The following is a 15,927-nucleotide window of genomic DNA, read 5'->3' on the forward strand; positions in this document are numbered from 1 at the left end:
ACCTCATTAAAAAAATGCTAAAGCAGTATTCCCTACTCCTTTACGTAATTGCAATCTTTTTTTTCTCGCTTAATTTATAATAATTTTAATTATGGCTTATTTATTTACGTCAGAATCAGTGAGTGAAGGACATCCTGACAAAGTTGCAGATCAAATTTCAGACGCATTAATTGATAACTTTTTAGCATTTGACCCTGAGTCAAAAGTAGCTTGTGAAACATTAGTTACAACAGGACAGGTGATTTTAGCTGGAGAAGTAAAATCTAATACTTATTTAGATGTACAAACAATTGCAAGAGATGTAATCAAAAAGATTGGTTACACAAAAAGCGAATATATGTTTGAAGCAAATTCATGTGGTGTTTTATCAGCTATTCATGAGCAATCTGCTGACATCAATCAAGGAGTTGACAGAGCAAGTAAAGAAGAGCAAGGTGCTGGTGACCAAGGAATGATGTTTGGCTACGCTACAAATGAAACTGCTGAATTCATGCCGTTAGCATTAAAATTATCTCATCAATTATTACAAGATTTAGCTGATTTAAGAAGAGAAAACAACGAAATCACCTACTTACGTCCAGACGCAAAATCACAAGTTACTTTAGAATATTCTGATGACAACAAACCGGTTCGTATTGATGCTATTGTGGTTTCTACACAACATGATGATTTTGCTGACGAACCAACAATGTTAGCAAAAATTAAAAAAGATATTATCGAAATTTTGATTCCGAGAGTGATTGCTAAAAATCCGCAATATGCTCATTTATTTAACGATGCCATTAAATACCACATTAACCCAACAGGAAAATTCGTTATTGGAGGACCTCACGGCGATACTGGTTTAACAGGAAGAAAAATTATTGTAGATACTTATGGAGGAAAAGGAGCGCATGGTGGTGGTGCATTCTCAGGAAAAGATCCATCTAAAGTAGACCGCTCAGCTGCATATGCTACACGTCATATTGCTAAAAACTTAGTTGCTGCTGGTGTAGCTGACGAAATTTTAGTACAAGTTTCTTATGCAATTGGAGTTGCTGAGCCAACATCAATCAACGTAAACACTTATGGAACTGCAAAAGTGAACTTAACCGACGGAGAAATCAGTAAAGTAGTAGAAAGCATTTTTGATATGCGTCCGTACTTTATTGAACAACGTTTAAAGCTTAGAAATCCAATCTACAGCGAAACTGCAGCATACGGACACATGGGAAGAACTCCAGAAACCGTAACCAAAACATTTTCTGCTCCAGGTGGTTTAACAAAAACTGTTTCTGTTGAATTGTTTACTTGGGAAAAATTAGATTTTGTTGACAAAGTAAAAGCTGCTTTTAAGATTTAATTATCATTACATTATAAAACAAAAAAGCCTGACTTAAACAGTCAGGCTTTTTTATTACAAATCAAGTCTCTATAAATTATACTTCAAACTTAAAATTAAAAATCTAGGTTGCACTCGATAACTTGAAAAATTACTAGTTCCTCCCAATTGACTAAAACTATTAGTATCTAACGATTTTGTATCTAATAAATTTGTTCCTGATAATTTCCATTCCCATTTACTGTCTTTTTTCTGATAAATTAAACTTGCCGTTAAGAAATCATACTCACTATCAATGGTTTTAGATTTGTTGTAATTGTGATAAAAATTATACTCAGAAGTAAACGAAAAAGCATCTAAGAAATAATACTCTAAGGTTAACGAAGGACTATCTGTATAAATTACATCAGAAAAATTGTCGCTAATAGAATAATTATAGGATAAACCCAGATTTGGAATTGTTTTATAATTCGTCGAAAAACCAATAGTATAACTTTGATTAAACGATTCTGTAGTTTGAATTTCTGTTGGATTATTATTTGGATCCGTATCAGAATCTGGATAAACACGAATGTTGTTAAACTTATTCCAATTCAAACTTGCTCTTATATTTGCTTTGTAATATTTTGCGAATGAACGACCATAATTTCCACTACCTGACAACGATTCATCTGCAAAAGAAGAATTAATATTAACTGCAGAAGAAACTTGGTTAACTCCTGTCAATAATGATTTATTCTTAATTGCATCCACTTGTTTGGAATATGAAATGTTTGCAAAAATATTCTCAAAATTAAACATGTTATACTTAAAATAACGCAAAGAATGCACTTGCGAAGTAGAATTTTCTAAGAATCTATTACCACTAAATAAACTGTTATAATTAGAAAACACATAGCCTTGAGCTAATCTATTTATATCAGTAAAATTATTTGATAATGAATAATTATAGGTTAATGTTTCCGATTTTTTAATTTGCCAAAGCGCATAAACATCTGGTAAAATCCTATTAAACGATTGCTTGTTTGAAGTTCCTAATTGCTCGTCATTCATATTGTATTGATGCACACTGAATCCAGGGTTGAAAGTGAATTTTCCTAACAAAAACTTATAATGAACCCCAAGAAAAACATCATTAAACGAATAATTTACATCGTTTGAATTTTCTACAGCTGACAAATTATTTTGCGAACCATCATCTAATATTTGAAAAATCGAAGAATTGAAATTTTGATATGAATAGGTGTTTCCTAAAGTCAAGTTAATGTTACTTTTTGGTGTAACCATATAATAATAATCAAATTTTGAGTCTAATTTATTGGTTTTCACAAAACGACTTTGGTTAACATCATCTCTTAACTGCGTTCCATTATATCCAGACAAAACAAAAGGTTGCGTTTCTAAATTGGCATTATAAAAAGGGTCTTCTTCTTGAAATAAATGTTGAAATTCTGCCGCAAAAACATGTTTGTCATTTAATGTATAATAGTAATTCAAGTTTTGGTTTAACGAAAAAGGATTTTGTTTTTTATTCGTATAAATATCCGAAAGCAAATTAGAAAACACACTTGAATTCTCTTTTTGGTCAGAAAATTTTACCAAAGCATCATAATCAAAATGCATTTTTTCGGAAGGTACATAACTTGAACTTAATTTCAACAACGCTTGCTTACTGTCCTGACGGGTAAAATCTTGACGTGTTTCTGTGATCGTTTGCGAAGTGCCATCTGGCAAATTGTCGATACGATTAGAAATGTTTGTAGTTTCAATCTCCGTTTTGTTTCCCAATAAAATTCCAAAACCACTTAATGTCCATGCTTTAGTAGGATTAAAACTAAAATTTGCAGCTCCAAAAGTAGACTCAATATTTGCGGCTTGATTATTACGAAGTCCTAATATACCCAAATCATTTGAAGTTACATTAAACGAAGAACCACCTTTGCGCATCATGTTTTTAAATCCGCCCGTGAACTTAAAATAATCTTGTGCTGTTAATGGTAACTCGCCAATATTGTTTTTATTTCCAATAATGTTTAAACTGTATTTTGGATTGTAATAAAACAATTTTGGATTGATGATATAGCGTTCTTCTTCATGTCCAACACCAATTCCTGCGGTCATGTCTCCAAACCAAAAATTCTTTTTACCTTCTTTTAATTTAATATTCAAAGCAATACTTTCTTCGTTGTTTTCCAATCCTTTAAGATTAGAAACTTCGTTGTAATTTCGTAAAACTTGGATTTTATCTAATGCATCCGCTGGAATATTTTTAGTAGCTAATTTGGTGTCGCCATCAAAAAAATCTTTTCCTTCGACCATTACTTTTTGCACTTTTTTCCCTTCAATTTCAATTTCACCATCTTTATTTACTTCAACACCAGGCAATTTTTTTAGTACATCTTCTAATTTTCGTTCGGTTCCATTCGTAAATGAATCTGAATTATAAATTATGGTATCGCCCGAAATGGTTACAGGCATTTCATGTACTACTTCGACATCATTTAACACTGTCCCTTCTTTTAAAGTAATCGGGAAATTCATATTTGAAGCTGTCGTATTTACTGTTTTTTCAAAAGATTGGAAACCAATATAACTTGCTTTAATGGTATATGCCGTATTCGCTTTTAAATTCAATATAAATTTTCCAGCTTCGTTGGTGATTGCATAAGCATCCATTGCTTTTGTTTGCTGATTTATCGCCATAATATTAGCCATATCTAAACCAACACCTGTAGTATCTTTAACAGTACCTTCAAAACGGATATTTTGAGAAAAGGCACTTGTAGAAAGTGCCATTAAAAGTAATAATATTATTTTTTTCATATTGTATTGTAAAGATTATCTACTCATTCTAAATCCACCACGTTGTTGACCTCCGGGCCCAGAATTCATCTCTTGCATTTCCTCCATTTTTTTCTTTACAATATCGTTGTATTCTGTTTGAGTAACTTCTTTTCCTTTAGTTACGGGTTTAATTTCAACTTTATCTTTAGTATTCATAACAATTTTTGTACACAACATAACCGTTTTTCCATCATTAACTTCTAAAATTAACCCAGGTAAACCCCAATAATTTTCCGGCCCTTGATTTACAGGGATTTCTGGACAATACCATGCAGTAATGGTATTTTCTTTTGGCATTTCCCAGTCTTCGGTAAAATTGGTTTTATTTGCTTTGGTAGTATCTTTTACGGTTTCTGTTTTAGCTTCAGTTTCTTTTTTATCGCGATTTCTAAATCTAAAATTTCTAAAATCTGATTCATTTACTTTTACAACTGCAGTAGCTTTAAAACAAGTATAATTCCCAATTTGCTTTGATTCCCCTTCCATTTTCCAATCGTATTTTGGCAACGAATCTTTAATTAAAAATTCTTTTCCAAAAAATTCTCTATCTACAATAAATTGTTTGTCTTTTACATTTTTATAATGTGTTCCACCACCGCCCATCATCGAGGCCATCATTCTTCTTCCGCCTTGTTCTCCTGGTGCATCTAATTTTTCTTCTTCTTTATAAATAGAAGCTGATTTATCAAAATTTAAAATAAAAGTTTTTTCAAACATTTTTTTCATTCGCTCTTCAATTTGCTTTTGCATTTCGGGTGTAATTTCTTTATTCCCACTAATTCCTTTTGCAAATTCAGCTGTACTTGTTTTAGATTCATAAACTGCCATTCCTTGAAAATTCTGAGCTTGTACAAACCCAGCTATCATTAATATTGAAGCAATAATTATTTTTTTCATTGTTTTTGAATAGATTAGATATTGTTTAGACTTTCAAAAGTGCAATTTGTTACACAATTTATCTACTAATATTCTGTTAAAGTAGTATATTAGACCTTTAAAATTCAAATAAGTTTAAAGAATGTTTCAAAAAAAATGTTTTCTGTTTTTTTTATTTTTCTTGATGTGTGAAATTACTTTTTCGCAAGAAAGCGTATATGCTGAAAAAATAGACAATACGACATTGTTAACAGAAACTTTTTTAGGATTTGATAACCAACAAAATCTGTATTCAATAAAAGACAATGTGTTATCTAAACAGCACGAACTTATCAATTATCAATATAAAAATGTGAGTTTAGGTAAAATTACTCGTGTAGATTTTCAAAATCCGTTGCAAATTGTAGTTTTTTATAACGATTTCAATACTGCAATTTTACTAGACAATCAATTAAACGAAACCAAAAAAATTGATTTTAATTTACTTTCAGAAGCTGTAAATATTGATGCAATCGCTTTATCTTCGCAAAACCAGTTGTGGTTTTTTGATGCTATTTCGTCAAAAATTGGATTGTATAATTTAACTAACGATAGCTTTAAATGGATTTCAACTACATTAGAACATCCGATAAAACATTACCATTCGAATTACACCCATTTTTACTGGCTGAATGATAAAAACAAATTTCATTCCATATCTATTTATGGCACTATTGAAACATTTGATCGTTTTCCAGAATTTGATACCATTCAATTAATTAACAATGAAATTGCCTTGTATACAAATGACAATCAATTGCTATATTATGAAATCGCCAATAACAGAAGTACAAAAATTAAAATTGCTGAAAATTTCGTTACTAATTTTTTCTTTGCGGATGGAATTTTAGCTATTTTTACGCAAAATGAAATTACTAATTATAAAATAATTTTACCATAATGCACATAGCAGTCGCAGGAAACATCGGAGCAGGAAAAACAACATTAACGAAACTATTAGCCAAACATTTTAAATGGGAACCGCACTTTGAAGATGTAGTTGACAATCCGTATTTAGATGATTTTTACCACCAAATGGAACGTTGGAGTTTTAATCTTCAAATTTACTTTTTGAACAGTCGTTTTCGTCAAGTGTTGCAAATTCGCGAAAGTGGTAAAAACATTATTCAAGACCGTACAATTTATGAAGATGCTCATATTTTTGCACCCAATCTTCATGCTATGGGATTAATGGCAAATAGAGATTACAATAATTATACATCACTTTTTGAACTGATGGAAGGCTTAGTAGGTGCCCCAGATTTGTTGATTTATTTAAGAAGTTCAATTCCGAATTTAGTAAGTCAAATTCACAAAAGAGGAAGAGATTATGAAAACTCGATTTCAATTGATTATTTAAGTCGTTTGAACGAAAGATACGAAGCTTGGATTCAAACCTACGACAAAGGTAAATTAGTAATTATTGATGTGGACAATATTGATTTTGTTAACAATCCAGAAGATTTAGGAAACATCATCAACCGAATTGATGCCGAATTAAACGGATTATTTTAGAAATATCAAACGCCTCAATTGAGGCGTTTTTTTTATTATAAATTTGTCATTCTGAACTTATTTCAGAATCTCAAAACGCAACTTTAGAAGCTGAAATAAGTTCAACTTGACAGAACTAATTTTTTAATTTATTGTATCAAACAACGATTTCACTTTTATATTTTGAACTGGCTTTGACAATTTGATAACTCGTTTTTCATTTGGTAATAAATCAAAATAATTGTCATCAAAAAACACTTCATTTTCAGAAGACAAAAAAACATCCTTAGCTAAAACATCAGAAAAAATTTCAATGGTTACTTCATCAATAGTTTTGATTTGAATATTTGGCTTTGATAATTTTAAATCTTTAGGTTTTTCAAAAAAGAAAATACTTTCAAAATGATTATCATCTGAAATAAATTCTAATTTTAAATATGAATTTTGTTTATCTATTTTATCTAAAGGAATAAATGGATAAGTTATTGCAATGTTTATTGATTTGGAATCAGCTTTACAATACGTTACATCATTCCATAAAAGTTGACCCTTAAAATTTCTAACTTCCGCTTTTAATTCTCCTGCATAATTTTGTAAACCATCATTAATAACAAAATATTTATTACTTTTATTAACAGTCATTTCAAAAGATAAAAGTATGTTTTCAAAACTTCGCTTCGCCTGATAATGAAACGCTTTCCAATTTCCATAATAATCTAACGAACTCCAAGACGTTACAGGCCAACAATCATTGAATTGCCAATATAGTGTTCCCATGCAATAGGGTTTGGCTCTTCGGTGGGCTTCAATGGCGATTTTCATTCCACGAGCTTGCAACAGTTGCGAAACATAAAGATAATTTTCAAAATCTTTTGGCACCACATAATCGCGCTCCATATATTCGTTTATAGTTTCATAACCTGTTGGGTGTTTTTGATGATTTTTGAAAGCTTCGGAAGTAAAATTTAAATCTTCTTTTCGCATTACTTTTCGCAACGTTTCCAAATTGGGCATACCTTGAAAACCATATTCGCTCATAAAACGCCCTACTTTTTTCTCATAAATTTCAAATGGTTCTTTTCCCCACCAAACGCCCCAATAGTGCGAATCGCCTTGCAACAAACTTTCTTTTCTTCCCCAACCAATGGATGGTGATGAAGACCAATAAATATTTTTTTCTTTCGGAAGTAAACTATCTAAAGTCTGCGGAATCATTTCATGAAATACTTTTTTGTAATCGTTCCAAATTTGAGTCGAATCGGCTTTTGAATAGTTAAATTGTTTTTGCCAACCCCAATTGTGCCAACCTTCGTCGTTTTCATTATTGCCACACCAAATGGCAATACTTGGATGATTTTGTAACCGATTCACGTTATCAATTACTTCCTGTTTTACGTTTTGCACAAATTTTTCATCGCCTGGATACATCGAACAAGCAAACATAAAATCTTGCCACACTAAAATTCCGTTGGCATCACAAGCTTCATAAAACGCATCATCAAAATAAACGCCGCCACCCCAAACACGAAGCATGTTCATGTTCGCTTTTTTGGCATTTTTAACTAAAGAAAAATATGTGGAATCAGAAACGCGTGGTAAAAAACTATCTGGCGGAACCACATTAGCACCTTTCATGAAAACCGATTTCCCGTTTAATTTGAAATAAAAACTTTTACCATGTTGGTCATTTTCCTGAATTAATTCGATAGTTCGTAAACCAATATTTATTTTTTTTGCATCCAAAAATTGCTTTTTCTGTTGGACTTCGATAGTAAAAGGATATAAATTTGCTTCACCTAAACCATTACACCACCACAATTTTGGATTCGCAATTTCATAGAACATTATGATTTTGTTCTTTCCTTTTTTAAGATTGAAGGTTTCCGATTTATCATTGATTTTTAGCTGAATCGTTTTTGCTTTGGAAACGTAAATTTCGGTTGTGAATTCTAAAATCGCTTTTTTGTCATTCAATTCAACTTGACTGAATTTTATGTTTTCGATTTTAGCCGAATTCCAAAATTTCAATTGGACTTTTTTCCAAATTCCTGCCGTTACAAATCGTGGTCCCCAATCCCAACCGAATTGATATTGCGCTTTTCGTACAAAAACACGTTCTTTTTCGGGTAACGTATAAGATAATTTTGCTGCTGCTTCTTTCCCTTTTTGAACTGTCGAATGAAAAACAACTTTTAAATGATTGGATCCAATTTTTAAATTTGATTTGGCTGAAATGGTCCATTTTCGGAACATATTATTGGCTTCTAAAACTACTTTTCCGTTCAACAAAACGGTTGCATACGTGTCCAAACCCTCAAATTCCAAATCGATATTTTGATTTTTTAGTTCCGATTCTGATAGTGTAAAATGTGTTTCGTATTCCCAATTCTCATTTTCAATCCATTGCAATTCTTTTTCATTAGTTCCAAAAAAAGGATCAGGAATTAATTGGTTTTGAAACAAATCGGTATGAACGGTTCCAGGTATAGATGCCTTGTGTTTTTTAGATTCATTTTGCTTATTGAAAGTCCATTTTTCATTTGACAAATTACGATAAGAAGTCTGTGCTGAAACCGAACAGCAAATTAGAATCAAAAACAAGAATATTTTTTTAAACATAAAAGTCATATAAATTTTGAGAGTGAAATCGTAAAATTAAAGAAGTTCATTTAAGATTGAAGTTTATTCTTTAGTTGGATGATTTCTTCCGGATTAGCAATTTCACTTCCATCTGTAATTGCAGATGAATGATACCAATTGGCTTTTACCGTTTCATTTAATTCAGAAATATTAATTGAACGTAATCCACCACCAGGCATAATTTTGATGCGATTATTTGCTTGATTGACCAATTGTTTCAACACTTCTTTTCCTTCTATGACATTTGGAAAAGTACCAGAAGTTAGAATCGTTGAAAATCCACACGAAATAACATCTTCCAATGCTTTTTCAACATTTAAAACGGCATCAAAAGCACGATGAAACGTACAAGGAAATGGTTTTGCAAATTCTACTAAAGCTTTATTTTGTTCGATATTAATTGTTTTATCTTCATTCAAAATTCCAAAAACAAATCCGTTAACTCCAAGTTTTTTGATGGTCTCAATTTCTGATTTCATCTGTTCAAATTCTGCTTCTGAGTAAACAAAATTTCCTCCTCTTGGGCGAATCATTACATATAAATCGATGGTCAAATGCTCGCGAACTTGTTGGATTATTTCTATTGTTGGAGTTGTACCACCAACCGACATATCAGCACATAATTCCACTCTATCGGCTCCAGCTTTTTGAGCGATTAAAGCAGATTCAATGTTAAAACAAGCGATTTCTATTTTTTTCATTATTTCAAAAAGTAATTCGCATCGATTAATTTATTTCCGGTTGCATCGTGAACGGCATAATTGAAGCCACCTTGCACACAATACGAACCATATTCACCTTTTTTATTCAAAGCGATGAATCCAACTTGAATGTCTTTTAGGTTTTTTCCTCGATTTTGAGTCAGTTTTACAATTCGCATCACCGCTTCTTCACAAGCCTTTTGTGGCGATTTCCCTTGACGCATTAATTCTACTACTAAATGACAACCCGTTATTCGGATTACTTCTTCTCCGTGGCCTGTTGCGGTTGCTGCTCCAATTTCATTATCCACATACAAACCTGCACCGATAATTGGGGAATCGCCAACTCTACCATGCATTTTAAACGCCATACCGCTTGTAGTACACGCACCCGATAAATTGCCGTGTGTATCCAAAGCAATCATTCCTATAGTGTCGTGATTTTCGATGTTTGCTTTTGGTAAATATTCACTGGTTTTTAGCCATTCCTTCCATTCTTTTTCGGAAGCTTCAACTAACAAATTTTCTTTTTTGAATCCTTGTGCAATTGCAAACTGCAAAGCGCCTTCACCTACCAACATCACATGAGGCGTTTTTTCCATGACCATTCTTGCTACAGAAATAGGATGTTTAATGTGTTCCAAACAAGCTACCGAACCAATATTCGAAAATTCATCCATAATACAAGCGTCTAATGTTACGTGACCATCTCTATCTGGACGACCGCCGTAACCCACACTTCTTTCATTTACATCGCCTTCTGGAATTTTCACACCAGCTTCTACAGCATCCAAAGCGCGACCTTTATTTTTTAGAATTTCCCAAGCGGCTTCATTGGCTTGCAAACCGAAATTCCATGTAGAAAGCACAATTGGTTTATTTACTTTTCCTAAATTAATATCCATTTCAGTTTCATCAGATTTTCCATTGAAAGCCTGAAATGCTACGCCAGCTGTTGCTAATGCGGTTGTTTTTAAAAAATTTCTTCTGTTTGTCATTATTCTACACTTATTTCGTCTACAAATAACCAACTGTTAGAACCTGCACCTGGTTTTCCATCTGCTATGATTCCGTTGTTTTCTGCAATAATTTTTATAAATTGAACATTTTGTTTGTCAAATTCAACTACGATTTTTCCTTTATTTTCATAAATTTCTTTAGAAGTAACTATTGTAATTGGAATGTAATTTTTACCCTCTTTTGAAACTAAAATTTCGATGCTTTTTGGAAAATAAATCCAACTTCCTTCTGATGAAAGTGTGTTGATACTGATTTTTGAAATCGTTTCTGATTTCCCTAAATCGATTGTGGCATTCATATTTTTTCCCCAGAAGCCTAACCAATCTCTCCCAAATTTTGAAGTATTTCCTTTCATTCCATCTACCAAAGTAAAAGAACCACCAATTCCGTAATTTTCATGCGGTTGATGCACCAATTCTATCTTTTTGCCTGTTGATTTTGTGATGAAAAACGGTTGTTCGATAGTGGCGCTTTTGGCTTTTCCATTTTCGAAATATGCTGCCTTAATGGTTTTATTTTTTGTAACTAGAATTGGTGCTTCGTAAGAAATAGAATTTACATTCGGTTCCGAGCCATCAGTTGTATATTTGATTCCGTTTGGATTGACAGATTTTAATTCGAATGCTATTCCGTTTTCAGCTGGATTTACTTTTGAAGTTACTTCAAAAATGGCTTTGCTGTAATTGATTTCTTTTTTCTCATACATTTCAAAATGTTGAATCAATCTTTTTTCAAATTCTTTGTAATTATTTGGATCAGAAGTTCCCCATAGCACTTCAGAAAGTGCTGCTATTCTTGGAAAAACCATATATTCAACGTGTTCTGGCGTATTGATATATTCTGTCCAAAGATTGGCTTGAGCACCAAGAATATATTTCGATTCTTCTGCTGAAAGTTCTTTTGGAATTGGATTGAATGAATACACTTTTTCCACATTTGTATAACCTCCAAAAGCAATCGGTTCGTTTTTGGGCTCACCTTGATAATGATCAAAATAACAATGTGAACCTGGTGACATCACTACGAAATGTTTTTGCTTTGCTGCTGCAATTCCGCCTTCGGTGCCGCGCCAACTCATTACGGCTGCGTTTGGTGCTAATCCGCCTTCTAAAATTTCATCCCAACCGATTATTTTTCGACCTTTACTGTTGACAAATTTTTCGATTCTTTGGATGAAATAACTTTGCAATTCGTGTTCGTCTTTTAGATGTTCCTCTTTGATTCTTTTTTGACAATGCGGACAACTTTTCCAACGGACTTTTGGAGATTCATCACCACCAATGTGAATATATTCGGAAGGGAATAAATCAATTACTTCTGTTAAAACATTTTCTAAAAACGTAAAAGTTTCATCTTTAGGGCAAAAAACATCTTCTAAAACACCCCAAGTTTTTCCCACTTCAAAAGGTCCGCCAGTGCAAGAAAATTCAGGATAAGAAGCTAAGGCTGCTAAAGCATGACCAGGCATTTCGATTTCAGGAACAATGGTGATGTGGCGTTCTTTGGCGTAAGCTACAATCTCTTTGATTTCTTCTTGCGTATAAAATCCGCCATAACGAATATCATCGAAAGTTTGGTCGGTGTAATGTCCAATCATAGAACCGTTTCGCCAGGCACCAACATCGGTTAATTTTGGATATTTTTTAATTTCGATGCGCCAACCTTGATCATCGGTTAAATGCCAATGAAAGGTATTCATTTTATATAACGCTAAATAATCAATATATTTTTTGATAAAATCTTTTGGAAAGAAATGACGAGAAACATCTAAATGCATACCGCGCCATTGGAATTTGGGTTCATCAGTTATATTCGAACAAGGTATTTTTATTTCGAATGATTTCTCTAATGGAAGTAATTGAATTAATGTTTGAATACCGTAGAAAATTCCTTGATTTTCAGTTGCTTTTATAACTATTTCATTGTTTGAAATTGATAAATTATACCATTCTTTGAAAGTCTTTTTTTCTTCGATAATTTTAGTTACAAAAATAATTTTAGACTTTGCTTTAGACGAAGTTGTAATTTCTAAATTTAATCCTAATTGTTGCTTTATGATTTGTTGCAAATATTCAGCTTCGAAAGAATTTTTATCGGCTTGAATCACCGTTTTCGAGTTCAAAACAAAAGAACCGGAATAATGTTCAATGTTTTGTGGCTTCGGAATTAAGTTAAGAGTTTGTTGTGCAATGCAAATTACAGAAAAGAGCAACAACAAAGTCAGTATTTTATATTTCATTGGAGTTGTGTTTGTTTCGCTAAAATTAAATAAAAAAACCGCACATTGCTGTGCGGTTTTCATTATTTGTATAGAAAAAGATTATTTTCCTAGTTCAGTAATTTTTGCATCCACTTCTAAATCGTCTCCTTCAAAAACTTTTTCTTCGGTAGTTTCTTTACCATCAACCATTGTAGTTAAAATAACCGTTGCTTTTACTTTTCCGTTAGCATCTTTTACTTTAGTAACTTTAATGTCTTTGATTTCAGCTTTGTCATGATTGCAATTTGGTCCGTGAACATGAACTGCATCTCCGATGTATTTTCCGTTTTCATCGTATTGAGCCATGCATTTTTCTTTACATGCATCTGAACATCCGTTTGCTTCACACATTTTTGCACATTCATCTTTTGTCATTGTAGCACATTTAGATAAATCGCATTTTCCTTCCGTACAAACCATTTCTTTTTTGTCTCCAGAACAACAAGCCCCTTTTTCAGTTGTAGCACCGTGTCCTCCTAAAATTGGAGCGATTACTAAACCAATCAAACATGTTAATTTGATTAAGATGTTCATTGATGGTCCTGAAGTATCTTTAAATGGATCCCCAACAGTATCTCCAGTTACAGCTGCTTTGTGTGCATCAGAACCTTTGTATGTCATTTCTCCATTAATCATAACTCCAGCTTCGAAAGATTTTTTAGCGTTATCCCAAGCACCACCAGCATTGTTTTGGAACACAGCCCAAAGCACACCAGAAACCGTAACTCCAGCCATATAACCACCTAACATTTCAGCAATTAATTGGTTGTTATCTGCATAAACTAATTTACCTAATAAAACAATTGCAATTGGGAAACCAATCGTTAAAATTCCTGGCAACATCATTTCGCGCAAAGCGGCTTTTGTAGAAATTTCAACACATTTTCCGTATTCTGGTTTACCCGTTCCTTCCATAATTCCAGGAATTTCTTTGAACTGACGACGCACTTCGTATACCATATCCATTGCTGCTTTTCCTACAGAGTTCATTGCTAAAGCAGAGAAAACTACAGGAATCATACCTCCAACAAATAACATTGCTAATACTGGAGCTTTGAAGATATTAATACCATCAATTCCTGTAAAAGTTACATACGCAGCAAATAAAGCTAATGAAGTCAATGCAGCAGAAGCGATTGCGAATCCTTTTCCTGTAGCTGCAGTTGTGTTACCAACTGAATCCAAAATATCTGTACGAGTACGCACTTCTTTTGGCAATTCACTCATTTCAGCGATTCCTCCAGCGTTATCTGAAATTGGTCCGAAAGCATCAATTGCTAATTGCATAGCAGTTGTAGCCATCATTGCAGAAGCTGCTAAAGCTACACCATAAAATCCTGCAAAAGCATAAGAAGCCCAAATTGCTGCGGCAAATAATAATACCGTTGGGAAAGTAGAAATCATACCCGTTGCCAAACCTGCAATTACGTTAGTTCCTGCTCCAGTAGAAGACTTCTGTACAATTGCCATAACTGGTTTTGTACCTAATCCTGTATAATATTCCGTCACAGATGAAATAACGGCACCCACTACTAATCCTACAATTGTTGCATAGAAAACACGCATTGAAGAAATTTCTTTAGCGCCTTCACCATAAAATTCCATTGTCATAACTTCTGGCAACATAAATTGTACTAAGAAAAAACAAGAAATTGCTGTTAAAACAATAGAAACCCAGTTTCCTTTGTTTAAAGCGGCCTGTACTTGTGCTTCTTTGGCATCGTCACTTGAAATTTTAACTAACATTGTTCCAATAATAGAGAATAAAATTCCGAAACCAGCGATGGCCATTGGTAATAAAATTGGTCCAATTCCGCCAAAAGCATCATCGATTTTACCACCCATATCTTTAATTACATAATTTCCTAAAACCATTGCCGCTAAAACAGTTGCTACATATGAACCGAATAAATCAGCACCCATACCAGCAACATCACCAACGTTATCACCAACGTTATCGGCAATTGTAGCAGGATTTCGTGGATCGTCTTCTGGAATTCCAGCTTCAACTTTTCCTACTAAATCAGCACCAACGTCAGCAGCTTTAGTATAAATACCTCCACCTACACGAGCAAATAAAGCGATAGATTCAGCACCTAACGAAAAACCAGCCAATGTTTCTAAAACAATTGTCATTTGTTCAGTTGATGTCCATACACCACCCATAAAATAATGGAAGAAGAAAATAAAGAAAGCGGTTAAACCAAGAACTGCTAAACCAGCAACACCTAATCCCATTACTGTTCCACCACCAAAAGATACTTTTAATGCTTGTGGTAAACTTGTTCGCGCAGCTTGAGCAGTTCTAACATTTGTTTTGGTTGCGATTTTCATTCCCATGTTTCCAGCTAGAGCTGAAAAAATAGCCCCAAAAATAAATGCAACTACAATTAAAATACTTGTTGTTTCGACAAATTGAGAAATTACTGCTAAAACAATACTTGCTCCAATAACGAAAAACGTTAATAATTTATATTCTGCTTTTAAGAAAGCTAATGCACCTTCGTAGATATAATCTGAAATTTCTTTCATTTTACCGTCTCCGGCGTCTTGTTTTAATACCCATGCTCTTTTGGCCCACATAAATAATAAGCCAATAACTGCCATAACTATTGGCACATAAATCATCATTGATTCCATAAAAAGTTTATTTGGTTTTGTTTGTTAAATTTATTCTAATTTTAACAAAAATAAACAAAAAAGGCAATATTCATAAAAAATATTGCCTTTTT

Annotated in this window: 10 protein-coding genes; 3 read left to right on the forward strand and 7 right to left on the reverse strand. The window is 32.9% G+C overall.

The annotated features are described in order from the left end of the window. The first annotated feature begins 91 nt into the window (after positions 1–91). On the forward strand, positions 92–1,342 hold the full coding sequence (gene metK, locus OLM52_RS09420) for a methionine adenosyltransferase (protein WP_264548263.1): 1,251 nt from the start codon (positions 92–94) through the stop codon (positions 1,340–1,342). Between the two features lie 69 nt (positions 1,343–1,411). Here the strand turns inward: metK and OLM52_RS09425 are convergent, their stop codons facing one another. Both OLM52_RS09425 and OLM52_RS09430 read right to left on the reverse strand, forming a co-directional pair. Further along, positions 1,412–4,144, reverse strand: coding sequence for a carboxypeptidase-like regulatory domain-containing protein (locus OLM52_RS09425; RefSeq protein ID WP_264548264.1), 2,733 nt, complete (start codon positions 4,142–4,144; stop codon positions 1,412–1,414). 15 nt (positions 4,145–4,159) lie between these two features. Continuing rightward, positions 4,160–5,062: a GLPGLI family protein gene (locus OLM52_RS09430; RefSeq protein ID WP_264548265.1), complete on the reverse strand. Its 903-nt coding sequence runs from the start codon at positions 5,060–5,062 to the stop codon at positions 4,160–4,162. 121 nt (positions 5,063–5,183) lie between these two features. Here OLM52_RS09430 and OLM52_RS09435 point away from each other — a divergent pair, with 121 nt between their 5' ends. Both OLM52_RS09435 and OLM52_RS09440 read left to right on the forward strand, forming a co-directional pair. Continuing rightward, on the forward strand, positions 5,184–5,981 hold the full coding sequence (locus tag OLM52_RS09435; protein WP_264548266.1) for a hypothetical protein: 798 nt from the start codon (positions 5,184–5,186) through the stop codon (positions 5,979–5,981). Next, positions 5,981–6,595, forward strand: coding sequence for a deoxynucleoside kinase (locus tag OLM52_RS09440; RefSeq protein WP_264548267.1), 615 nt, complete (start codon positions 5,981–5,983; stop codon positions 6,593–6,595). Before OLM52_RS09435 ends, OLM52_RS09440 begins: the two co-directional genes overlap by 1 nt. 123 nt (positions 6,596–6,718) lie before the next feature. Here OLM52_RS09440 and OLM52_RS09445 read toward each other — a convergent pair whose 3' ends face one another. From OLM52_RS09445 to OLM52_RS09465, 5 genes are all read right to left on the reverse strand, one after another. Beyond that, positions 6,719–9,193 carry a beta-mannosidase gene (locus tag OLM52_RS09445; protein ID WP_264548268.1) on the reverse strand — a complete coding sequence of 825 codons (2,475 nt, stop codon included), beginning with the start codon at positions 9,191–9,193 and terminating at the stop codon, positions 6,719–6,721. A 50-nt stretch (positions 9,194–9,243) separates the two neighbouring features. After that, complete coding sequence (locus OLM52_RS09450) at positions 9,244–9,915, reverse strand: copper homeostasis protein CutC (protein ID WP_264548269.1); 672 nt, start codon at positions 9,913–9,915, stop codon at positions 9,244–9,246. Further along, a complete protein-coding gene (locus tag OLM52_RS09455; RefSeq protein ID WP_264548270.1) occupies positions 9,915–10,913 on the reverse strand; it encodes an isoaspartyl peptidase/L-asparaginase in 999 nt (332 codons plus the stop codon). The genes OLM52_RS09450 and OLM52_RS09455 overlap by 1 nt, the downstream gene beginning before the upstream one ends. Next, complete coding sequence (locus OLM52_RS09460; protein WP_264548271.1) at positions 10,913–13,174, reverse strand: glycoside hydrolase family 20 protein; 2,262 nt, start codon at positions 13,172–13,174, stop codon at positions 10,913–10,915. The genes OLM52_RS09455 and OLM52_RS09460 overlap by 1 nt, the downstream gene beginning before the upstream one ends. A gap of 81 nt (positions 13,175–13,255) precedes the next feature. After that, positions 13,256–15,835 carry a sodium-translocating pyrophosphatase gene (locus OLM52_RS09465; RefSeq protein ID WP_264548272.1) on the reverse strand — a complete coding sequence of 860 codons (2,580 nt, stop codon included), beginning with the start codon at positions 15,833–15,835 and terminating at the stop codon, positions 13,256–13,258. Positions 15,836–15,927: the final 92 nt, after the last annotated feature.

The sequence above is a fragment of the Flavobacterium sp. N2820 genome (assembly GCF_025947285.1).
Lineage (GTDB): Bacteria > Bacteroidota > Bacteroidia > Flavobacteriales > Flavobacteriaceae > Flavobacterium.